This window comes from Bacillus cereus group sp. RP37, assembly GCF_040459695.1.
Classification (GTDB): Bacteria; Bacillota; Bacilli; order Bacillales; family Bacillaceae_G; genus Bacillus_A.
The window spans coordinates 5018656-5040939 of sequence record NZ_JARVHP010000001.1 but is presented as its reverse complement, the minus strand read 5'-3'; the positions used below and the strand labels follow the sequence as shown (position 1 = coordinate 5040939).

Here is a 22284-nt window from a genome sequence, read left to right as displayed (position 1 = left end):
CGATGTCATTATTTGATCATTCAGTATCAGAGTTACATAAGAAGTTAAACAACAAAGAAATTTCCGTTACGGATTTAGTAGAAGAATCTTACAAACGTATTGCGGATGTTGAAGATAACGTAAAAGCTTTTCTTACATTAGATGAAGAAAACGCACGCGCGAAAGCGAAAGAATTAGACGCGAAAATTGGTGCGGAAGATAATGGTTTATTATTCGGTATGCCAATTGGTGTAAAAGATAACATTGTAACTAACGGTCTTCGTACTACTTGTGCGAGCAAAATGTTAGCAAACTTCGATCCAATTTATGATGCGACAGTTGTGCAAAAGCTAAAAGCTGCTGACACAATTACAATCGGTAAGTTAAACATGGACGAGTTCGCAATGGGTTCTTCAAATGAAAACTCAGGTTTCTACGCTACGAAAAATCCATGGAACTTAGATTACGTTCCAGGCGGATCTAGTGGTGGTTCTGCAGCAGCTGTAGCAGCAGGAGAAGTATTATTCTCTCTAGGTTCTGATACGGGTGGTTCTATCCGTCAACCAGCTGCATATTGCGGTGTTGTAGGTTTAAAACCAACTTACGGACGCGTATCTCGTTACGGATTAGTAGCATTCGCATCTTCACTTGACCAAATCGGACCGATTACACGTACAGTAGAAGATAATGCATACTTATTACAAGCTATTTCAGGTATTGACCGTATGGATGCAACTTCTGCAAACGTTGAAGTAGGAAACTACTTAGCTGGTTTAACAGGCGACGTTAAAGGTTTACGCATTGCTGTACCGAAAGAATACTTAGGAGAAGGTGTTGGCGAAGAAGCTCGTGAGTCAGTACTAGCTGCTTTAAAAGTATTAGAAGGTATGGGCGCAACTTGGGAGGAAGTATCTCTTCCACACTCTAAATACGCTCTAGCAACGTATTACTTACTATCTTCTTCTGAAGCATCTGCTAACCTTTCACGCTTTGATGGCGTACGTTACGGGGTTCGTTCTGATAATGTAAATAATTTATTAGACCTTTACAAAAACACACGTAGCGAAGGTTTTGGTGATGAAGTAAAACGTCGTATTATGCTTGGTACATTTGCACTTAGCTCTGGTTACTATGATGCATACTACAAGAAAGCACAGCAAGTACGTACATTAATTAAAAACGACTTTGAAAATGTATTTGCTAACTATGATGTTATTATTGGACCAACAACGCCAACTCCGGCATTTAAAGTGGGCGAAAAAGTTGATGATCCAATGACAATGTATGCAAACGACATTTTAACAATCCCAGTAAACTTAGCTGGTGTTCCAGCGATTTCTGTTCCATGTGGATTTGGTGCTAACAACATGCCACTTGGTCTACAAATCATTGGTAAACACTTCGATGAAACGACAATTTACCGCGTTGCACATGCATTTGAGCAAGCAACAGACTATCATACAAAAAAAGCAAGTCTGTAAGGAGGCGAGCATAGATGAATTTAGAAACAATTATTGGTTTAGAGGTTCACGTTGAGTTAAAAACAAATTCGAAAATTTTCTCTGCGAGTCCAACAGAATTCGGAGCGGAGCCAAATACACAAACAAGTGTAATTGACTTAGGATACCCAGGGGTACTTCCTACTTTAAATAAAGAAGCAGTTAACTTTGCAATGAAAGCTGCAATGGCATTAAACTGTGAAATCGCAACGGAAACGAAGTTCGACCGTAAAAACTATTTCTACCCAGATAATCCGAAAGCTTACCAAATTTCTCAATTTGATAAGCCAATTGGTGAAAATGGTTGGATTGAAATCGAAGTAGATGGTAAAAAGAAACGTATCGGTATTACACGTCTTCATTTAGAAGAAGATGCTGGTAAATCAACGCATACAGCTGATGGTTCATTAGTAGATTACAATCGTCAAGGTATGCCTTTAATCGAGATCGTATCTGAGCCAGATATGCGTACTCCGGAAGAAGCATATGCATACTTAGAGAAGTTAAAATCAATCATTCAATACACTGGCGTATCTGATTGTAAGATGGAAGAAGGTTCTCTTCGTTGTGATGCGAATATTTCACTTCGTCCTGTTGGACAAGAGAAATTCGGTACAAAAGCAGAACTGAAAAACTTAAACTCTTTCACTTACGTGCAAAAAGGTCTTGAGCATGAGCAAGTGCGCCAAGAAAAAGAATTATTATCTGGTGGTATCATCCAACAAGAAACACGTCGTTATGATGAAGCAACGAAGAAAACAATCTTAATGCGTGTGAAAGAAGGATCTGACGATTACCGTTACTTCCCAGAGCCAGACTTAGTTGAACTTTACATCGATGATGAGTGGAAAGAAGAAATTCGTGCTTCGATTCCAGAACTTCCAGATGCACGTAAAGCTCGCTACGTTGCAGAAATTGGCTTACCTGCTTATGATGCACACGTATTAACATTAACGAAAGAAATGTCTGATTTCTTTGAAGCTGCAATTGCAGACGGTGCTGATGCGAAATTAACATCAAACTGGTTAATGGGTGAAGTGCTTGCATACTTAAACAAACAACAAAAAGAATTAAAAGACGTTGCACTAACGCCTGCTGGTCTATCTAAAATGGTTCAATTAATTGAAAAAGGTACAATTTCTTCTAAAATCGCGAAGAAAGTATTTAACGAATTAATTGAAAAAGGTGGAGACCCAGAAGAAATCGTTAAAGCAAAAGGTCTTGTTCAAATTTCTGACGAAGGTACACTTCGTAAGGTTGTAACAGAAATTCTTGATAATAATGAGCAATCTATCGAAGACTTTAAAAACGGTAAAGACCGTGCAATTGGCTTCTTAGTTGGTCAAATTATGAAAGCTACAAAAGGACAAGCAAATCCACCGCTTGTTAACAAAATCTTACTTGAAGAGATTAATAAGCGATAAAATAGTAGTAACTTTTAAAGATTAAGCAGAAAAACACCCGTACATGGGTGTTTTTCTAGGTTAATCAAACGTTTGTTTAAATGAGACAAAATCGTTTAAACAAACGTTTGATTAACTGTCAAAAGTGGAAAAATGTTTGTATAGCAACTATGGTATGATAGTTGCAAAAAGGTGGGAATAATGATAAATCTAGACATAGAGGTTTTTTTTCATCTCATGAAATAATAGATAATTATTATTCGTTATATGTAAATTGTTGTGAGGAAATAGATAGACATAAATTTTTTGTCAAATAAAACAAAACCATTGAAATGAATATTTACTTTTGATGGACTACACGAATCGGGTTCTTACTGCCTGTTTGAGCGGGATAAAAGAAGGATAGGAAGATGAGAGGAGGTAGGCATAGGAATACTGAATAGAAGTTCGGTATGTTCTTTTTGATATATAAAGAAATTTCCTGTGCTAATAAATGATGAAACGAGCAAGAATTATTTATAATCCTACTTCTGGGCGCGAGCTATTTAAGAAGAGCTTACCGGAAGTATTACAAAAATTAGAACAAGCTGGATATGAAGCGTCTTGTCATGCGACAACTGGTCCTGGAGATGCGACTGTGGCAGCTAGGCAAGCTGCGGATCGTAAGTTTGATGTTGTTATCGCAGCTGGTGGTGATGGTACATTAAATGAAGTGGTGAACGGTTTAGTAGGACATGAACATCGTCCAAAGTTTGGAATTATTCCAGTTGGAACGACAAATGATTTTGCGCGTGCGATCGGTGTACCTCGTGCTATTGAAGAGGCTGCGGATATTATTTGTGAAGGAAAAACAGTTCCGTTAGATCTTGGTAGAGCAAATGATACATATTTCATTAATATCGCTGGTGGCGGCCGTATCACAGAATTAACATATGAAGTACCAAGTAAGCTAAAGACAGTATTAGGACAACTTGCTTATTATTTAAAAGGTATTGAAATGTTACCGTCATTACATCCAACATATGTTGAAATTGAGTATGATGGAAAATTACTACAAGAAGAAATTACGATGTTTTTAATTACGAATACTCGTTCAGTGGGCGGCTTTGAAAAAGTAGCACCATATGCATCGATTAATGATGGTTTATTTGATTTATTAGTACTGAAAAAAGGTTCTATCGCTGACTTAATTAAAGCAGCAACACAAGCGCAGCGTGGTGAACATATTAACAATCCAAAAGTGTTATACACACAAGCAAATCGAATTAAAGTGCATTCACCAGATAAACTAATGATTAACTTAGATGGTGAATACGGTGGAGATGCACCGATGGAATTCGAAAATATATATCATTGTCTTGAACTATTTGTTCCTGAACAACAAGAGGATGCCCTGTAAAGGCATCCTTTTTATTATATAGAGGAATTGTAAATTGGAAGTTAGTTTGATTTTTATGGTATTTTTACAATTCGTTTATTTTATATCCATACTTTATTGATACACTGGAGGAGATAAGAAACGAGAGGTAGGATGCTATGGAGAAGGTAAAAGCAATACTATTTGATAAAGATGGGACATTAATGGATTTTCATTCAATTTGGATAAAAGTAGCTGAAGAACTTGTGGCGGAATGTATCAATTTATATCAACTGCCAAGGTCAATGCAGCCTACTTTACTAAAAGAAATCGGCGTGGATGGGGTGTTTGTGAATCCTCGTAGCGCAATAGCGGCAGGAACAAGCCTTGATGTTGCAAAGGGACTTTGCAAGTATATTACGTCATCTATGGAAGAGGAGATGCATGAGTGGGTAAGTGAAAAGTTATTTTCTCTTATGTATGAACACCGTTCCTATATGAAAATGACAACGGATTTACCGAGAATTTTACAAGGTTTAAAGGATAGAGGATTTATTTTAGGTGTTGTTACAGCCGATGATTTTGCACCGACAGAATTGTTTTTAAAACAGTATCAATTAGAGTCTTTTTTTGATTATGTTGTAGCTTCAGATACGTTTCCGGCACAAAAACCAGATAAAAGAATTATAGAATCTTTTTGTGAGAAGTTTCATTTAAAAGCATGTGAAGTAGCCGTCGTTGGAGATACACCAACTGATTTATATTTAGCGAGAAATGGCGGCGATTGCTATGCGATTGGAGTACTATCTGGTACAGGAGATCGTCAAACGTTAGAACCACTTGCTGATTTAGTAGTACAATCTGTTGGGGAGTTTATTTCTCATTCGGGTGAGTTCATTTGGAAACAAGGAAAGTCTAATGTGTAAGGAAAATAAGTCTATAAGGACTCTTGATGAGTCTTTATAGACTTATTTTTTATGTCGACATAGAAGGCATGTAGGATGAATGCTGGAAAAGAATATTGGCATACATTTTGCAATGAAAAGAGAAAACAATGTAAAGAAAAGGATGGGGTACGTAATGAACACAAAAAAATTTGCTAAAGTAAATGAACAAATTCCTGGACCGAAAGCAGCGTCTTTATTAGAACGCCGCCAAAATATAGTACCAAAAGGGGTAAGTAACGGCATCCTAACGTTTGTACAATCTGCAAATGGTGCTCTTGTAACAGATGTTGATGGCAATCAGTACATTGATTTCGCGGGAGCAATCGGAACAATTAACGTAGGACATTGTCATCCAGCTGTTAAAGAAGCGCTCCATAAACAAGTAGATCAATACATTCATACTGGATTTAATGTCATGATGTATGAGCCATATATTGAATTAGCAGAAAAACTTGCGGCATTAGCGCCAGGAAGTTTTGATAAGCAAGTACTATTTTTAAATAGTGGTGCAGAAGCGGTTGAAAATGCGGTGAAAATCGCTCGTAAATATACAAAAAGACCTGGTATTATCGCATTTTCTAAAGGGTTCCATGGGCGTACATTAATGACAATGACGATGACAAGTAAAGTAAAGCCATATAAATTTGGATTTGGCCCATTCGCTCCAGAGGTATATAAAGCGCCGTTTCCGTACGAATATCGCCGTCCAGAAGGATTAACGGAAGAGCAGTACGATGACTTTATGATTGAAGAGTTTAAGAATTTCTTCATATCAGAAGTAGCACCAGAAACAATTGCAGCTGTTGTAATGGAACCTGTTCAAGGGGAAGGTGGATTTATCGTTCCAAGTAAGAAGTTTGTTCAAGAAGTACGCAATATTTGTTCAGAACACGGCATCTTATTTGTAGCGGATGAAATTCAAACAGGATTTAGCCGTACAGGAAAATACTTTGCCATTGATCATTATGATGTCGTTCCAGATTTAATTACGGTATCTAAATCATTAGGCGCTGGTGTACCAATTAGTGGTGTTATTGGGCGCAAGGAAATTATGAATGAATCTGCGCCGGGAGAGCTTGGTGGAACGTATGCAGGAAGCCCACTAGGATGTGCGGCAGCGTTAGCAGTACTTGATGTAATAGAAAGAGAGAATTTAAATGATAGAGCGATAGAATTAGGAAAAGTCGTAATGAACCGATTCGAAGAGATGAAAAATAAATATAATTGCATCGGTGATGTGCGTGGTTTAGGAGCGATGTGTGCATTTGAGCTCGTTCAAGATCGGAAGACGAAAGCACCTGATAAAACGTTAACAGCTAATTTGTGCGCAGAAGCAAACAAACGCGGATTACTTCTACTATCAGCAGGGACATATGGTAATGTTATTCGTGTGTTAATGCCATTAGTTATTACAGATGAGCAACTTGAAGAAGGATTAACAATAATTGAAGAATCACTGCAAGTCTGTTATGAGAAAGCAAATACTGCTCGTGTTTAAAAGCTAAATAATAAATCGCAAACATTCTAGCTGACTCTATATAAAATGCAGAAAATTCACTTTATAATAAAGGTAGTGAAGTGAATCGATGGATTGGAAGTTAGGGGTGGCTAGGATGGTTGGAGAAAAGGAACGAGTGTTAATGGATTTACAAGATGTATTTGAATATGCGTTTGACGAAATTTTTGTGACTGATGAAAAGGGAATCGTTGTGCGTGTAAATAGTACATGTGAAAGGCATTATCAACTAGGTGCTAAAGAGTTAGTAGGTAAGCATGTGAAAGAATTGCAGAAGGATGGTATCTTTTATCCATCGGCAACGTTAGAAGTAATTGAAAAAAAGAGACCGATTGAACTCGTTCAAACGACAAAATCAGGAGAGTATTTACACGTTCGTACAAGGCCTGTTTTTGATAATGCGGGAAATTTAAGAAGAGTAATTAGTTATTCTCGTGATCTTACAGAACTCTACCAATTACGTCAAAAGGTAGAGGAAATGGATAATCAGTTAAAAACATATAAAAAAGAATTAAGAGAAACATATGAACATGAAGGACTTATTTTTAAAAGTATCGCTATGCAAAAAATAGTCGAGACAATCAAGAAAGTATCCGTGGTAGATAGTACAGTTCTCGTTTTAGGTGAGACAGGAGTAGGGAAGAGTCGATTAGTACGTCATTTACATGAAGTGAGTAACAGGAAGAATGAAAGTTTCTATGAAATTAATTGTGCGGCATTGCCAACGAATTTAATTGAATCAGAGCTTTTTGGATACTCAGGTGGATCTTTTACAGGTGCGAATCGTGAAGGGAAAAAGGGACTATTAGAATCAGCGCATAGAGGAACTCTTTTCTTAGATGAAATTGGCGAAATGCCGCTCGAAATTCAAGCGAAGCTTTTGCAAGTGTTGCAAGAAAAAACGTTTCGCCCTATAGGCGGAAGAGAATTAAAAAAGGTGGACGTTAGAATTGTAGCGGCAACAAATCGAGATTTAAGTATGATGGTGAAACAAGGAACATTCCGGAAAGATTTATATTATCGTCTGAATGTCATTCCAATTTTAATTCCGCCACTTCGGGAAAGAGCAGAAGATATTTTGCCGCTCATTTATCATTATTTACAGCACTTTAACGAGAAATATGGCCGGAATGTAAAATTAGCACCTAGTACATTACAAATGTTTGTTGGTTACCCATGGGAAGGAAATAATAGAGAAATTGAAAATGTGATTGAGCGAATTGTTATAACTGCTGATGATATCGTTACGATAGAAGATTTGCCAATAGCGATGCAAGAATCAACGGTTGAACAGTCCGGCCAAAGTCTCTATAAAATGTTAGAAGAAGTGGAACGTAATATTATTTTGAAAGCATATAAAACATATGGATCGAGTTATAAAGTAGCGGAGTTTTTAAAAATAAGTCAATCTGCTGCCACGAGGAAAATAAAGAAACTTATAGAGGAGGAAGAGAACATTGGATAAAAAAGCGACGTTTGTAAATGTAGAGAAAAAGGCGATGTATATAAATGGTGAGTGGATTACATTGCAAGAACAAATCGAAGTAAATAATCCAGCAACGAAGGAAATATTTGCGACGGTACCAAAGGGCGGGGTAACAGAGGCAAAGCAAGCTGTTGATGCTGCACATGAAGCTTTTCAATCATGGTCTAAGTTAACAGCAGCAGACCGTGCAACGAAATTAAAAAAATGGTTCACACTTATCGATGAAAATAAAGAAGAGATTGCAGCGATCATGACGAGAGAACAAGGAAAGCCGTTTCTAGAAGCGCTTGGTGAAGTAAATTATGCAAATAGCTTTGTTGAATGGTATGCAGAAGAAGGAAAACGCGTATATGGTGAAATGATTCCGGCTTCTCATCCAAATAAACGTATTTTAGTTATGAAGCAACCAGTTGGAGTGATGGCAGCTATTACACCTTGGAACTTCCCGGCTGCTATGATTACGAGAAAGGTAGCCCCGGCACTTGCAGCAGGATGTACAGCGGTTGTAAAACCTGCAAGTCAAACGCCGTTAACTGCGTTAAAATTAGCTGAATTAGCCCATGAAGCGGACATTCCTAAAGGTGTAATAAACATTGTAACAGGTAGTGCGAAAGCAATTGCTGATACGTGGATGGAAGATGGACGTGTTCGAAAAGTTTCCTTTACAGGATCAACGGAAATTGGGAAAGAATTAATGGCTAGTGCTGCACAAACGATGAAAAAAGTTTCACTTGAGTTAGGTGGTCACGCACCGTTTATTGTTATGAATGATGCGGATTTAGATAAAGCGGTAGAAGCGGTAATTGGTTCGAAATTCCGTAATGCAGGACAAACGTGTATATGTACAAACCGAGTATTTGTTCAGGAAGAAGTGTATGAAGTGTTTGTAGAGAAGTTCCAAAAGGCAGTAGGGCAGTTGAAAGTAGGAGATGGTTTCGGTGACGGAACGACTGTAGGACCACTTATTGACGAGAATGCAGTTTCGAAAGTACAAGAACATATCGAAGATGCTATTCAAAAGGGTGGAACAGTTTTATATGGTGGCCAAAAGGTTGCAGAGCTAGACGGACACTTTATGCAACCAACTGTAATTGGGTTGGCGAATGATACGATGCTTTGTATGAATGAAGAAACATTTGGTCCAGTTGCACCTGTTGCGAAATTTAAAACGGTTGAAGAAGTAATTGAGCGTGCGAACAATACGCCATACGGTTTAGCTGCATATATTTTTACGAAGGATATTAGCCAAGCATTCCAAATTAGCGAAGCGTTAGAGTACGGAATTATCGGTTTAAATGATGGACTTCCATCGGTTGCACAAGCGCCGTTCGGTGGCTTTAAAGAAAGCGGTATTGGCCGTGAAGGAGGCCATTTCGGTATCGAGGAATATTTAGAAATTAAATATATTTCATTAGGACTATAAGTAGTATACTAGAATCTCTATAAGGTAACAGAGAAGGAGACTCTAGTATGATATATTGGCTATTATTACTCGTAACAATTGTTTTTGAAGTAGCTGGAACAATTGCGATGAAATTATCAAACGGTTTAACAAAGCTCGTTCCAAGTGTACTTATTTTCGTATTTTATGGAATTTGTTTCAGCGTATTTGCAATCGTTGTCAAAAAAATTCATTTAAGTATCGCTTATGCCATTTGGTCTGGTGTAGGAACATTACTTATTACAATCATTAGCGTGTATTTTTTTAAAGAGCACATTAGCTTATTCCAAGCATTTTGTATTCTTTTTATTGTTTTAGGAGTAATTGGACTTAAGGTTTCATCGGCATCATAAAAGGCTATCTTCCGGTGCGGGAGATAGCCTTTTGCTTTTTATTAAAATGCCCAGTTACCTTTACGGAAGATTGGTTCATGTCTTCCGTCATCTGTAATACCATCGATATCAAGCTCAGCTGATCCGATCATGAAGTCGTTGTGTGTAATACTAGTATTTGCTCCGTTTTCAGCAAGTTCTTCTTTAGACATTGTTTTTCCGCCAACTAAGTTGAATGCATAAGCACTTCCGATTGCAAGATGGCAAGATGCGTTTTCGTCAAATAGCGTATTGTAGAATAAAATATTTGTGTTTGAAATTGGTGAGTCATGAGGTACTAAAGCCACTTCTCCTAAGAAGTGAGAACCTTCATCTGTTTCTACTAAATGTTTTAAAGCCTCTTCACCAGTTTCAGCTTTATAGTCTACGATACGTCCGTTTTCAAATGTTAACGTGAAGTTATCGATAATGTTACCTGCAAATGCTAACGGTTTTGTACTAGATACTTGGCCGTTTACACCTGTTTTAAGCGGCATTGTAAATACTTCTTCAGTTGGAATGTTCGCCATAAATGGTACGTTCTTTTCATTTAAGCTACCAGCACCAGCCCATACATGTTTTTCTGGAAGTTCGATTGTTAAATCTGTTCCAGGACCCGTATAGTGAAGAGCTTTATAATGTTTTTCGTTTAAGTAATCAACTTTTGTATGTAACGTTTCATCGTGTTCTTTCCATGCTTCTACAGGATTTTCTAAATCAGCGCGAGTCGCTTTAAAGATAGCATCCCATAGTTTTGCTTCTTGTTCTTCTGGTGCAACGTCAGGGAATACTTTCGCAGCCCATTCTTTCGTAGGAACAGAAATGACACACCAGCTTACTTTATCAGCTTGTACGTAATCACGATATACTTTCATTGCTTCACCGGCTACTTTATGAGCAGCTGCAATACGCGTTGAATCTACACCTTTTAATAAATCAGGATTTTCTGCATAAATAGACATAAATGCAGCGCCTTCTTTTGCTAATTCTTCACGAGCGTGTGCTTTCCAAGAAGGGAATTCAGAGAATGCTTCTTCAGGAGCTAGATCGAACTTTAAGCGTGTTAACGTTTCATCATTCCAATCAACATATACGTGTTTTGCACCAGATTTATATGCTTTCTCTGTAACGAGGCGTACAAATTGTACAGCTTCAAGAGGTGCACTAATTGATAATGTTTGTCCTGGTTGAATATTAACACCAACATTGACTGCAAGAGCAGCATATTTCTCTAACGTTTGTTCAAATGACATATGTATAATCTCCTTTAATTTGAAAGATTTCTTACTATATATAATACAAGAAAATTCAAAAAATATATATAAATATAGCGTAAAAAGAGAGCTCAAAATATATTGAGCTCTGATCGTTATTTAATCGAAGAAGCAAATTGTTCTACTGTCGTCGTATTGTGTATGCGAACACGCTTCATTTTTAACAGCTCATCGGGTTCACCTTTCGTAATGAACTTTCCGGGCTTTGTTGTCGTCGCAAATTGATAATACTTCTTCGTTTCTGCAACGACTTTATCATCTACATGACCGAATGGATAAGCAACTGCGATAACAGGCTTACCTGTTATTTTTTCTAGCTTTTCTTTCGATTCCTTTAATTCTTCTTCATAGTTTGTAATCTTCGGTAAGTCTACATGTGTTGCAGTATGAGATTGCATGGAGAAAATACCCGAATCAACCATTTCTTTTATGTCGGATGTAGAAAGAGATCCGTCAGCATCGACATTATTAACAATCATATATTCTGTTGCTGTTGGTTTAAACGTATCGTCTTTTAGCTTTTGCAAAATATGAAATGCATTCATATTATTTTTCATACCGTCATCAAATGTAACAAAGATAGGTTTATTCACCTTATTAATATCGCCCCAGCGTTCAAAAGTTAGTAATGTATAGCCGTTTTCCTTTAAATATTTCATTTGGGCTTCAAAGTTAGCGGGTGATACGAATAAATCTTTAATGCCTTGTCCGTGATAATCATCGAGTGCATGGTACATAAGAACGGGAACCTTTTGTTCGAAAGTAATAGCAGCTTTTGTGAGTGGAATGATTTTCCCATCTTCTTTCATTCCTATTGCTTCAATTTGGAACTCACCGCGTTTTCCTTCAAATTCTTTTATATCAAAAGGAAGTGTAAATTGTTTCTCCTTTTCTTTAGAAGAAAAAGATTTAGCACTTTCCTTCCCATCAGCTGTGCGCCAAATTTTATATTGTACCTCACTTAAAGTATCCTTTATATCTGTCATATGAATAGTAGTGTTTGTAGATTCGTGTGTAATTGGATGATAAGAAATTTTACCTTGTTCTTGTACGGTCACTTCTTGTTTCTTAGTCTCTTGAACCTTTTTCTCTTTTTTAGGTTCAGGACTTACATTGCTACTGTTACAGCCAGCTAAAATGGCAGACGTACATAAAGCGATTGCTGCGTATTTTCTCATAAAATCACCTTCTATTGTGTATTATGTTGCATACGTATTTAAAATCCCCACCGCTGTAAGAGAGGTGGGGACATACCCTTGTTCAGCATATCATTTTTAATTATGAGATAGGTTAGTGCCTTTCGATAGAAATATTCTTTCGTCTTTTAGTAAAGTTTACTTTATAAGAGATATGAATTTTTCCATAGATGTATTAGGCCCTACAAAATGGCGTTTAATTAAGTACTGTTCGTTTGGCATCCCTTTTGTAATGTGATTACCATGATCAGTAGTTACTGCGAATTCATAATGTTTTTTTGTTTCTTCAACAGCTGGATCATTATAAGAACCTACTGGATAGGCGAGAGCAATGACTTCTTTACCAGTAAGGGCTTCGATTTTTTCTTTCGAACTACGTAATTCCTCATCATAATTACTTGAATGAGCCATCATCGTATGATTAGCAGTATGCGATTGAATAGAAAAAATGCCTGAATCCATCATTTGTTTTATCTCATCTGTTGATAGACGATTTGGTTTGTCTATCTCATTTGCAGTAAGAAATTCAGTAGCAGTAGGTTGGAATCTATCATCCTTTAATTTTTGTAAAATATGAAGAGCATTCATATTATTTTTTCGACCATCATCCATCGTTACAAAAATAGGTTTATTTACACGATTTATATCATTCCAACGTTCAAACGTAAGCATCGTATAACCGTTATCTTTCAAATATTGCATATGCTTTTCGAATTGCTCAGGTGGTACGTATAAGCCGTAATCCCCATCACTTGGTCCAGGGTATTTTTCAATCGCATGGTACATTAATACGGGTACATGTTGCTGGAATGTAATTTTAGATGTTACTAGATTTGTTTCAGTATGATCTTCTTTGATTCCTACTGTTTCAATTTGAAATTCGCCACGTTTTAAATGAAATGATTTTAAATGTAGTGGGAGGGCAAAGTCACGATCTTTTTCTTGTGAAGTAAAAGTTTGTTTGCTTTCAGGACCATCAGCAGTACGCCAAATATTGTAACGTACTTGTTTGAATGAATCCCTTAAATCTTTGGTATAAAGCGTGGTGTTTTGTGCGTTATATTCATACGGATCCCATGTAATAACTCCTTGTGTTAAAGGAATTTCAACTGCTTTCGCTTTTTTCTGTTCAACTGTTTGTTTCGCCGTTGCTTCTTTTATTTGTTTATCACTAGAGCTACTAGTGTTACAACCTACGAGAATAGCAGAAGAAAGTAAAGCGATATATGTATACTTTTTCATTCTATCATCCTTCTATTGTGTTTTAATTATCATCACTTATGTCATGAAACCATCGTTCTTATAAGTGACAATAATTCAAATTTTTGGTTTTAAAAATTTGAATTATACCCTTGTCCATCATATCACTATAGAATATATAGGGGAATACACTTTTGGAATATTTCGGAAAAAATACCTTATTTTTTTCTGGTGAGATTTACATAAAAATACATTTAGAAGATGAAAAAACTCCACCTAAACTTCCTTTAGAAAAAGGAGAAGTAAGGTGGAGTTTTTATTAAATAAACAATCCAGCAATTGTCGCAGATAAAATAGAAGCAAGTGTTGATGCAAATAGCATTTTCCAACCAAATTTTGATACGACGCTTCCTTGTTTTTCAGAAAGGGCACGGATTGTACCAACGATCGCACCAATTTGGCTAATACTTGCGAAGCTAATTAAGAATACTGTAACGATTCCGACTGTACGTGGAGATAATGTTGATGCAACACCTTTTAAATCAAGGATTGCTACAAATTCGTTTAAAACAATCTTTGTACCCATAATACCACCAGCTGGGATAATATCTTGAGTCGGAATACCCATTAAGAATGCGAATGGAGCAAGTATATAACCGAAGATTTGTTGTAAAGTAACAGCATATCCCATTGCACCTGAAGCTGCGCTAATTACGTAGTTTACAACTTCCATCACACCGATGAAGGCGATCATTAATGCAGCAACGATACCAGCTACTTTTAAACCATCAAGCGCACCGTTAATCATTGCGCCGATAAAGCTGTCTCCGAATAAAGTTCTATCAAATTTTTGAATCACTTCATCTTCTTTCTTCGTATCAACGGGTGTTAATAACGAACAAACGATTAAGCTTGAGAATAAGTTTAATGGAAGAGCTGCTAGTACATATTTCGCATCTAACATCATTACGTATGATGCTGTAACAGAAGCAGAAACGGAGCTCATCGCAGAACAACAAATGATAAACATACGGTTTTTGTTAAAATGCTGTAAATCATTTTTAATAACGATTAACGCTTCACTTGAACCGAAGAATACAGAGTTTACTGCGTGGAATGACTCGACGCGTGGTAAACCGGTAATTTTTGAAATTGCACCGCCGACAACGCGGACGATGAATGGTAAAACACCTAAATAACTAAAGATAGAAAGTAATGCTGAGAAAAATACGATAATTAATAATACATTTAAGAAAAAGACAAAATCTCTTTGAATTCCATTAAAGAGAAAATCGACACCTGTCGTACCAAGTTTAATTAGTTTGTTGAAAACTTTACTAATGAAGATGATAATTTGTTGACCAATTTTTGTGCCAAACATAAACCAACCGATTAAAATTTGGAAACCAATCATAATAGCAATTGCACGGAAGTTGATTTTACTTTTGTTGTTTGACAAAGCAAAGCATAAACCTAAAACGACAAGAATACCGATAATGCTCATTACATATTGCATGTAGTTGCCCCTTTCAGAAGTTCGTATAAAGTTTGTACATAAAACGCTCGTTATATTACTAAAAATAAAACAAAGAGGTTTTATGTCATACGTAAGATGTCTGACCTTTTAGAAAAATAAAAAAAGACCCATATGGATTCACTTTCATCTATGAGAGAAAGCTAATCAATATGAGTCCTTTTTTGCACATAGGCTAATATTCATTAGTTTTCCCCATAGTCCAGCAATTTAAGGTTGCCGGGTAGAAACTCTCGATCCATATTATCGAGTATATATGAGGTAACATCGTCCGTATTAAATTAGTAGTAGCGTAACATTAGCAGAGAACTATCGTCAATAGCTTTTTTTCTTCCGATAGAAATAGACCGTATAAGTATGATAAAATGTAACGCAGTGTTATGAAAAAGAGAGGTCGGAAAATGAGTACAAAAATGACGCCACCAGTTGAAAAAAACGAATTTATAGATGTAGTGTTTGAAGATTTAACACATGATGGTGCCGGTGTTGCGAAAGTAAAAGGCTATCCTATTTTCGTTAAAAACGGATTACCAGGTGAAGAAGCACAAATTAAAATTATTAAAGTGAAGAAAAACTTCGCATTCGGTCGTTTAATGAAGCTTCATACAGAGAGCCCATATCGTAAAGATGCAGAATGCCCAGTGTACAATCAGTGCGGCGGTTGTCAGCTTCAGCACTTAACATATGAAGGACAATTACAAGCGAAAGAAAAACAAGTACGCGACGTTATGCAACGCATCGGAGGACTAGGTGATGTTCCTGTTCATCCTGTACTTGGCATGAAAAACCCGTGGGTATACCGCAATAAAGCACAAGTACCAATCGGAGAACGTGAAGGCGGACTTGTAGCTGGTTTCTATCGCCAAGGAACGCATGACATCATTAATATGGAATCTTGCTTAATTCAGGCCGAAGAAAATGATACATTAATTCAAGAAGTGAAACGTATTTGTGAGAAGCACGGTATTTCGGCATACAACGAAGAGCGTAATAAAGGAACACTTCGTCACGTAATGGCTCGTTACGGACAAGTAACAGGGGAAATTATGCTTGTCTTCATTACACGTACAGCGGAACTGCCGAACAAAAAAGCAATCATTGAAGAAATTGCTGCGAAATTCCCAGAAGTAAAATCGATTGTTCAAAACGTAAACACGAAACGTACAAACGTAATCTTCGGAGACACAACGACAGTACTGTACGGATCAGAATACATTTATGACTTTATCGGTGACATTAAATTTGCAATTTCAGCACGTTCATTCTATCAAGTAAACCCAGAACAAACGAAAGTGTTATACGATAAAACGTTAGAATATGCAAAACTAGATGGCAACGAAACAGTAATTGATGCCTATTGTGGAATTGGATCAATTTCCTTATTCCTAGCGCAAAAAGCGAAAAAAGTGTACGGCGTTGAAATCGTCCCAGAAGCAATCGAAGACGCAAACCGAAATGCAGCACTAAACAACATGACAAACGCTGAGTTTGGCGTAGGAGAAGCAGAAGTAGTCATTCCAAAATGGTACAAAGAAGGCATAATCGCCGATACAATGGTCGTAGATCCACCGCGTAAAGGTTGTGATGATGCACTACTAAACACAATCATCGACATGAAGCCAAAACGCGTCGTATACGTATCATGTAATCCCGCAACATTAGCACGTGACTTAAAAGTACTAGAAGAAGGCGGATATAAAACGCAGGAAGTACAACCTGTTGATATGTTCCCGCATACGACTCATGTTGAGTGTGTAGCTTGGCTTAAGTTGGTATAATAGAAAAGCAGTTGATATAGGAAAATCTATACCATCTGCTTTTTGGTTTACAAAAATACCATTTATAAGCGATTTTAGTTAAAATAAATATTGCTGATTTTCATAAATTATAAATTGAGAGTTTGAAATTGTATTCATAGTGAGAGGATTTGAATTTGAAATGATAGATAATTTTTGGCGTGATTTACCACGACCATTTTTCGTACTTGCACCAATGGAAGATGTGACAGACGTTGTTTTTCGTCACGTAGTAAGTGAAGCTGGTAGCCCAGACGTATTCTTCACAGAGTTCACAAACTCGGATAGCTATTGTCATCCAGAAGGTATGAAAAGTGTACGTGGCCGTTTAATTTTCACAGAAGATGAACAACCGATCGTGGCGCATATTTGGGGAGATAACCCTGAATACTTCCGCCAAATGAGTATTGGTATGGCAGAGCTAGGATTTAAAGGTATCGATATTAATATGGGATGCCCTGTACCGAACGTTGCATCAAGAGGAAAAGGGAGTGGCCTTATTCTACGTCCAGACGTTGCGGCAGAACTTATCCAAGCAGCAAAAGCGGGCGGACTACCTGTCAGCGTAAAAACACGACTTGGCTTTAAAGAGTTAAGCGAGTGGGAAGATTGGTTAACGCACATTTTCAAACAAGATATTGCAAACCTTTCTATTCACTTACGTACAAGAGAAGAAATGAGCCAAGTAGATGCGCACTGGGAGCTAATTCCGGAAATAAAAAAATTACGTGACCGCATTGCACCAAATACGCTAATAACAATCAATGGAGACATCCTTGATCGTAAAATGGGGCTGGAACTTGCTGAAAAATACGGTATTGATGGCGTAATGATTGGACGAGGCATCTTTAAAAATCCATTTGCTTTTGAAAAAGAGCCAAGAGAGCATAGCAGTAAAGAACACCTTGATCTTTTAAGACTACAACTTGATCTTCAAGATCAATATGCAGAAGTACTACCACGCTCCATCACAGGGCTTCACCGTTTCTTCAAAATTTATGTGAAAGGCTTCCCTGGAGCTGCTGAATTGAGAAATCAATTGATGAGCACGAAGTCGACGGATGAAGTGCGTGCATTACTTGATAAGTTTGAGGCGAGTGTTAATAAAGATGGGGGGAGTGAAACAGTGTAACTTTTGAAAGTTACACTGTTTCATTTTAATTAAGGTGAACCGTATTATAAGTAAGGGCGGTATTCTATGTCGAACAAGGGTAAGAAAAGAATACAGGAGAAAATCGAAAATGGTTGGTCTTGATTTTCAATGATAGTATCATGTTTATTTTATTATGCCTATAATTGGAGGCCATGTGAATGTTAAGTGATCAGGCGAGATATTCTAGGCTCGCGAATATAACAAAAATCATAAATACAAAGTTAGAACTACGTGAAGTATTGCAGCGTGTAACAATGGCTATATCAGAGGAGATTGTTAAGTGCAACGCTGTTGGAATTTATTTACCCCAGGAAGATGGAACATTTAGAGGGTTTGCAGGAAAACCAGAGACAATAAATGGCGTAACGCTCGATACTCAGGTAATCGATCCTGAAATAGACTTACTAGCAAAAGAAGTTATTGAAACAAAAAAAACCATTTATATCCCTGATACATCAAAGGATGATCGGCCGGATTCGAGACCAGTTGCTGCGTTCAAAATTAAGTCTTTATTAGCTCTACCTATCTCATTTGGGCAAGAGTTATTTGGTCTGGTTTTTTTATTTGATTATGGAGTTCCAATGAACTTAACAAATTCAGAAATTCAAAGTGTTGAAGCTTATGTAAATATGGCCGCGGTCGCAATTCAAAACGCAAATAATTTAACTCAAAAGGAAAACCTTATTGCCGAGAAGCAGCTGTTACTAAATGTTACCCGTGATTTATCAATGTGTTCCTCGATACAGGAGAGTTTTGATAAATGTTTTCTTTACTTAGGACAGATTTTAGAGAGTAAAAACATGGCTGCCCACCTTTTAGACCCGCTAGACAAAACCACGATTAAAACAACGAAGTTAAGCAAGGACTGTGATTGGACAGAAGCGGATTGGATGGAGAAAAGCTATGAAGCCAAGATCCAAGAGGTTATTCAAACAAAAAAAATAGATTGTAAGGGTCTACTGATGATTCCATTGGTTTCAATGGGAGAAGTATTAGGGGTAATCGTCGTTGGCAAAGAGGGAAAAGCTCACAATTATGATAATTCCCAAATGCAACTGGCAAAATCTATCGTTGATGCCACAGCGCCTACATTTTCCAACTTGTTATATATGGATCGACTTGAAAGCATGGTGGAAGAGCGAACGAGAGAACTGGCTGTTGCTAATGAAAAAGTTACAAGTGTGATTGAAAGTATTACGGATGGATTTTTTACTTTGAATAATACATGGGCATTTACGTACGTAAATAAGCATCAATATTTTCCACAAAGAAAAACAGCAAAAGATGTATTAGGCAAGAATATATGGGGGATTTTCCCGAGTAGCGTTGACGAAGTTATGTATAAGGAACTTCATCGTGCAATGTCAGAGCGAACTACAGTTTGTTTCGAATTTTTTTCTACCTCTGATGAATATTGGCACGAAGTTATTGCATACCCGTATGATGATGGTATTTGTTGTATTTTTAAAAACATAACGGAAAAAAAGCAATATGAGCAGGAATTGAAAAGGTTATCGAACCTAGATTTAATAGGGCAAATGGCAGCAGGCATCAGCCATGAGATTAGAAATCCAATGACAACAGTACGAGGATTTTTGCAGTTATTAAAAGAAGAGCCAACCTATGAGAAACATAACAAGCACTTTAATTTAATGATTGAAGAACTTGACCGTGCCAATTCTATTATTACTGAATTTCTCTCAATGGGTAATACAAAGAAATCAGATTTGCAGATGTTAGATTTAAATTCAATTATCCGCGATATTATTCCTTTAATAAAGATTGATACGTATAATCAAAATAAATATATTCAAGTCGATACAAATGACATTCCGGAATTACTTTTAAATCGTAATGAGATACGGCAATTATTAATAAACCTATATCGTAATGGCTTAGAAGCGATGGGCACAGAAAAAGCTCTAACCATTAGCACCTACAAAGAAGGTCGAAATTGTGTGGTGCTTGCAGTGCGGGATCAAGGAGAAGGTATCAGGCCTGAAGTATTAGAGAAACTGGGTACTCCATTTTACACGACAAAAGATAATGGAACTGGATTGGGGCTAGGCATATGTTATGCCATTGCTGCCCGTCATAATGCAAAAATAGAAATTCAAACAGGATCGGAAGGCACGACCTTTTTTGTTAAATTTAATTATGAAAATAATGAATAATAACCTCATTTAGATTAGTTACGGTGAACTGTACCACAAATAAAAAGTAAAACTTAAGTAAATATAATCAATATATTTCGCCTGAATTTTACGTAACATTCACGTTTGAGCTGCCAATTAAATTAGAGCTGCATAAAAAGAAATGGACTAACCTATATCAGGTTAGTCCATTTTTAAGTGAGTTAATTAATAGTAAATCCCCATCCTTTTTTGCTTTATTAATATCATCCTCAAAGGAAGGAGCTATCCCACTACCAACTAAAATACCTTTTACAGTATTTAATTTGATTGAAGGCGTTTCTATCGATAGGATCTTTCTTAATTTCTAATAAAATAAATTCGTTATTAGAAGTATCTCTTAATAATAAATAAAATCATCCCCACAACCATTAATCCACCTAAGACTACAAAACCGCCCTCTAAAATGTTAAAGTAGTAACTTAACGACATTCATTTACACATGCTAAAAGCATTATTATAATCAACATTTCAGGAGGCAAAACAATGGCAATGAGCAACAACGATATATTAAAAAGAGTAAGGTACGCTTTAGATATAAGAGATATAGATATGGTAGAAATCTTTAAACTTGGTGGTATGGAAGTAACGAAAGAAGACGTAGTTGATATGCTTACAAAAATAAAGAGAGCTCCTCAGCATGAAGCTGAAAATGATGATGTAATCGAAGATGAGTACGTATTAACGTGCGATATGGTGATGTTAGAAGCATTTTTAAATGGATTTATTACTTTAAAAAGAGGGAAACAAGATCCGAAACCAGGACAACCGGCACCTGTACAAAGCAAAGAGAGTGCTAATAACCTTCTTCTAAAGAAAATGAAAATTGCACTATCATTAACGAGTGAGGATGTACTTGATATATTAGATAGCGTAGGTGTTACGGTAACAAAAGGAGAGTTAGGCGCTCTATTAAGAAAAAAAGGTCATAAAAATTACAAAGAGTGCGGTGATAGATACGCAAGGAATTTCATTAAGGGATTAGGTGTAAAGTATAGAGGGTAATGATTCCGTTAAAGCGATAAATGATATAATAGGTAGAGTAGGGCGTTTATATCCTACTCTTTTTTATTTGTAAAATAATACGTTAGGTGATGAAATGGTACATACATATTTAGGTGAGACAATTAATTTTCATATAACTTATAAAAAGAAAAAATCGGTGCGTCTTTTTGTAGATTCGTACGGAAATGTGGAAGTGCAGGCTCCAAAAGGAACGCCTGTTGAATACTTAGTCCAATTGTTAGAGGAGAAATGGGAGTGGATTCAGAAAACACGTCAGGAAATGCAGGAACGAGCGCTTGGACCACAGGAAAAGGATTATGATCAAGGCGAGGGTTTTCTGTACTTAGGGAATACGTATCCAATACAAATTTCTCAAGATGCAAGTATTACGCAAGACAATGCAGTGTTTGAAGGGAATAAGCTACATATTTATGTGAAAGAGCTTAAGGATGAGAAAATACAGCAAGCTTTAAAACGATTTTATTATAAGCAGTGTAAAACTTTAGTAGAGAAGAGTATTAAAGCGCATCAAAGTAATTTCAAAACAAAACCACGTTCTATTCGTATTACAGATAGTAGTCGTACTTGGGGTACTTGCGATTCGAATTTACAGCTAACATTCAATTGGAAGTTAGCAATGGCACCACAGCGAGTAATTGACTATGTAGTCGTTCATGAAATGTGTCATATGGTTCATTTAAATCATGATCGCTCTTTTTGGCGTCTTGTCGGGAAGATAATGCCTGATTATAAGGAAATGGAAAACTGGTTAGCGTTATCGAGTTGGAAGATGACGGTTTAGTAAGGAATATCGATTTTTGTCGGTAAATCGATATTCCTTGTCGAATCGTTGATATATTTTGAGTTACGATAGATATATTTGAAAAATCGTTGATATAATTTCATGTACCAAAGAACTGTTCAGCGAGGAGAAA

General features: G+C 36.7%; 18 protein-coding genes and 1 riboswitch. Of the genes, 14 read left to right on the top strand and 4 right to left on the bottom strand.

All coding sequences use genetic code 11. The annotated features are described in order from the left end of the window. Window positions 1-2: 2 nt before the first annotated feature. The 8 genes from gatA to QCI44_RS26420 all read left to right on the top strand — a co-directional run bounded on the left by gatA (window position 3) and on the right by QCI44_RS26420 (window position 9981). Window positions 3-1460: an Asp-tRNA(Asn)/Glu-tRNA(Gln) amidotransferase subunit GatA gene (gene gatA / locus QCI44_RS26455; RefSeq protein WP_016089534.1), complete on the top strand. Its 1458-nt coding sequence runs from the start codon at window positions 3-5 to the stop codon at window positions 1458-1460. Between the two features lie 14 nt (window positions 1461-1474). Beyond that, complete coding sequence (gatB, locus tag QCI44_RS26450; protein WP_001047687.1) at window positions 1475-2902, top strand: Asp-tRNA(Asn)/Glu-tRNA(Gln) amidotransferase subunit GatB; 1428 nt, start codon at window positions 1475-1477, stop codon at window positions 2900-2902. Between the two features lie 472 nt (window positions 2903-3374). After that, window positions 3375-4280: a diacylglycerol kinase gene (locus tag QCI44_RS26445; RefSeq protein ID WP_000977669.1), complete on the top strand. Its 906-nt coding sequence runs from the start codon at window positions 3375-3377 to the stop codon at window positions 4278-4280. A gap of 137 nt (window positions 4281-4417) precedes the next feature. Continuing rightward, a complete protein-coding gene (locus tag QCI44_RS26440) occupies window positions 4418-5164 on the top strand; it encodes an HAD family hydrolase (protein WP_016089533.1) in 747 nt (248 codons plus the stop codon). Window positions 5165-5318: 154 nt separating this feature from the next. After that, entirely contained in the window at window positions 5319-6683 is a 1365-nt protein-coding gene (gene gabT, locus QCI44_RS26435) for a 4-aminobutyrate--2-oxoglutarate transaminase (protein ID WP_033660245.1), read from the top strand. A 115-nt stretch (window positions 6684-6798) separates the two neighbouring features. Next, window positions 6799-8166: a sigma-54 interaction domain-containing protein gene (locus tag QCI44_RS26430; RefSeq protein WP_016089531.1), complete on the top strand. Its 1368-nt coding sequence runs from the start codon at window positions 6799-6801 to the stop codon at window positions 8164-8166. Continuing rightward, complete coding sequence (gene gabD, locus QCI44_RS26425; RefSeq protein WP_016089530.1) at window positions 8159-9610, top strand: NADP-dependent succinate-semialdehyde dehydrogenase; 1452 nt, start codon at window positions 8159-8161, stop codon at window positions 9608-9610. The genes QCI44_RS26430 and gabD overlap by 8 nt, the downstream gene beginning before the upstream one ends. 47 nt (window positions 9611-9657) lie before the next feature. Then, complete coding sequence (locus QCI44_RS26420; protein WP_016089529.1) at window positions 9658-9981, top strand: DMT family transporter; 324 nt, start codon at window positions 9658-9660, stop codon at window positions 9979-9981. Window positions 9982-10022: 41 nt separating this feature from the next. Here QCI44_RS26420 and QCI44_RS26415 read toward each other — a convergent pair whose 3' ends face one another. The 3 genes from QCI44_RS26415 to QCI44_RS26405 all read right to left on the bottom strand — a co-directional run bounded on the left by QCI44_RS26415 (window position 10023) and on the right by QCI44_RS26405 (window position 13711). Further along, window positions 10023-11252 carry an aminopeptidase gene (locus QCI44_RS26415; protein WP_016089528.1) on the bottom strand — a complete coding sequence of 410 codons (1230 nt, stop codon included), beginning with the start codon at window positions 11250-11252 and terminating at the stop codon, window positions 10023-10025. Window positions 11253-11368: 116 nt separating this feature from the next. Then, window positions 11369-12451, bottom strand: a complete 1083-nt coding sequence (locus tag QCI44_RS26410) for a polysaccharide deacetylase family protein (protein WP_116363672.1) — start codon at window positions 12449-12451, stop codon at window positions 11369-11371. A gap of 156 nt (window positions 12452-12607) precedes the next feature. After that, window positions 12608-13711 carry a polysaccharide deacetylase family protein gene (locus QCI44_RS26405; RefSeq protein ID WP_353811507.1) on the bottom strand — a complete coding sequence of 368 codons (1104 nt, stop codon included), beginning with the start codon at window positions 13709-13711 and terminating at the stop codon, window positions 12608-12610. A 152-nt stretch (window positions 13712-13863) separates the two neighbouring features. Between QCI44_RS26405 and QCI44_RS26400 the strand changes: the two genes are divergently transcribed. Next, window positions 13864-13992: a hypothetical protein gene (locus QCI44_RS26400; RefSeq protein ID WP_255290085.1), complete on the top strand. Its 129-nt coding sequence runs from the start codon at window positions 13864-13866 to the stop codon at window positions 13990-13992. Here the strand turns inward: QCI44_RS26400 and QCI44_RS26395 are convergent. Then, window positions 13989-15185: a NupC/NupG family nucleoside CNT transporter gene (locus QCI44_RS26395; protein WP_016089525.1), complete on the bottom strand. Its 1197-nt coding sequence runs from the start codon at window positions 15183-15185 to the stop codon at window positions 13989-13991. The genes QCI44_RS26400 and QCI44_RS26395 overlap by 4 nt on opposite strands. Window positions 15186-15381: 196 nt before the next feature. Continuing rightward, window positions 15382-15483, bottom strand: a riboswitch (purine riboswitch). Window positions 15484-15604: 121 nt separating this feature from the next. Here QCI44_RS26395 and rlmD point away from each other — a divergent pair. The 5 genes from rlmD to QCI44_RS26370 all read left to right on the top strand — a co-directional run bounded on the left by rlmD (window position 15605) and on the right by QCI44_RS26370 (window position 22151). Then, window positions 15605-16981 carry a 23S rRNA (uracil(1939)-C(5))-methyltransferase RlmD gene (gene rlmD / locus QCI44_RS26390; RefSeq protein WP_016089524.1) on the top strand — a complete coding sequence of 459 codons (1377 nt, stop codon included), beginning with the start codon at window positions 15605-15607 and terminating at the stop codon, window positions 16979-16981. Window positions 16982-17141: 160 nt separating this feature from the next. Then, the gene (locus QCI44_RS26385) at window positions 17142-18131 is read left to right on the top strand and encodes a tRNA dihydrouridine synthase (protein ID WP_116363671.1); all 990 of its coding nucleotides are present in this window, start codon (window positions 17142-17144) and stop codon (window positions 18129-18131) included. Between the two features lie 179 nt (window positions 18132-18310). After that, a complete protein-coding gene (locus tag QCI44_RS26380; RefSeq protein ID WP_016089522.1) occupies window positions 18311-20326 on the top strand; it encodes a GAF domain-containing sensor histidine kinase in 2016 nt (671 codons plus the stop codon). Window positions 20327-20830: 504 nt separating this feature from the next. Beyond that, window positions 20831-21349 carry a YehS family protein gene (locus tag QCI44_RS26375; RefSeq protein WP_116363670.1) on the top strand — a complete coding sequence of 173 codons (519 nt, stop codon included), beginning with the start codon at window positions 20831-20833 and terminating at the stop codon, window positions 21347-21349. A gap of 94 nt (window positions 21350-21443) precedes the next feature. Next, the gene (locus tag QCI44_RS26370; protein ID WP_016089520.1) at window positions 21444-22151 is read left to right on the top strand and encodes a M48 family metallopeptidase; all 708 of its coding nucleotides are present in this window, start codon (window positions 21444-21446) and stop codon (window positions 22149-22151) included. Window positions 22152-22284: the final 133 nt, after the last annotated feature.

What these genes read in the sequence shown, in the direction of transcription:
- gatA (WP_016089534.1), top strand. Translation starts at nt 3, where the DNA reads ATGTCATTATTTGATCATTCAGTATCAGAGTTACATAAGAAGTTAAAC.
- gatB (WP_001047687.1), top strand. Translation starts at nt 1,475, where the DNA reads ATGAATTTAGAAACAATTATTGGTTTAGAGGTTCACGTTGAGTTAAAA.
- QCI44_RS26445 (WP_000977669.1), top strand. Translation starts at nt 3,375, where the DNA reads ATGATGAAACGAGCAAGAATTATTTATAATCCTACTTCTGGGCGCGAG.
- QCI44_RS26440 (WP_016089533.1), top strand. Translation starts at nt 4,418, where the DNA reads ATGGAGAAGGTAAAAGCAATACTATTTGATAAAGATGGGACATTAATG.
- gabT (WP_033660245.1), top strand. Translation starts at nt 5,319, where the DNA reads ATGAACACAAAAAAATTTGCTAAAGTAAATGAACAAATTCCTGGACCG.
- QCI44_RS26430 (WP_016089531.1), top strand. Translation starts at nt 6,799, where the DNA reads ATGGTTGGAGAAAAGGAACGAGTGTTAATGGATTTACAAGATGTATTT.
- QCI44_RS26420 (WP_016089529.1), top strand. Translation starts at nt 9,658, where the DNA reads ATGATATATTGGCTATTATTACTCGTAACAATTGTTTTTGAAGTAGCT.
- QCI44_RS26415 (WP_016089528.1), bottom strand. Translation starts at nt 11,252, where the DNA reads ATGTCATTTGAACAAACGTTAGAGAAATATGCTGCTCTTGCAGTCAAT.
- QCI44_RS26410 (WP_116363672.1), bottom strand. Translation starts at nt 12,451, where the DNA reads ATGAGAAAATACGCAGCAATCGCTTTATGTACGTCTGCCATTTTAGCT.
- QCI44_RS26405 (WP_353811507.1), bottom strand. Translation starts at nt 13,711, where the DNA reads ATGAAAAAGTATACATATATCGCTTTACTTTCTTCTGCTATTCTCGTA.
- QCI44_RS26395 (WP_016089525.1), bottom strand. Translation starts at nt 15,185, where the DNA reads ATGCAATATGTAATGAGCATTATCGGTATTCTTGTCGTTTTAGGTTTA.
- rlmD (WP_016089524.1), top strand. Translation starts at nt 15,605, where the DNA reads ATGAGTACAAAAATGACGCCACCAGTTGAAAAAAACGAATTTATAGAT.
- QCI44_RS26385 (WP_116363671.1), top strand. Translation starts at nt 17,142, where the DNA reads ATGATAGATAATTTTTGGCGTGATTTACCACGACCATTTTTCGTACTT.
- QCI44_RS26380 (WP_016089522.1), top strand. Translation starts at nt 18,311, where the DNA reads ATGTTAAGTGATCAGGCGAGATATTCTAGGCTCGCGAATATAACAAAA.
- QCI44_RS26375 (WP_116363670.1), top strand. Translation starts at nt 20,831, where the DNA reads ATGGCAATGAGCAACAACGATATATTAAAAAGAGTAAGGTACGCTTTA.
- QCI44_RS26370 (WP_016089520.1), top strand. Translation starts at nt 21,444, where the DNA reads ATGGTACATACATATTTAGGTGAGACAATTAATTTTCATATAACTTAT.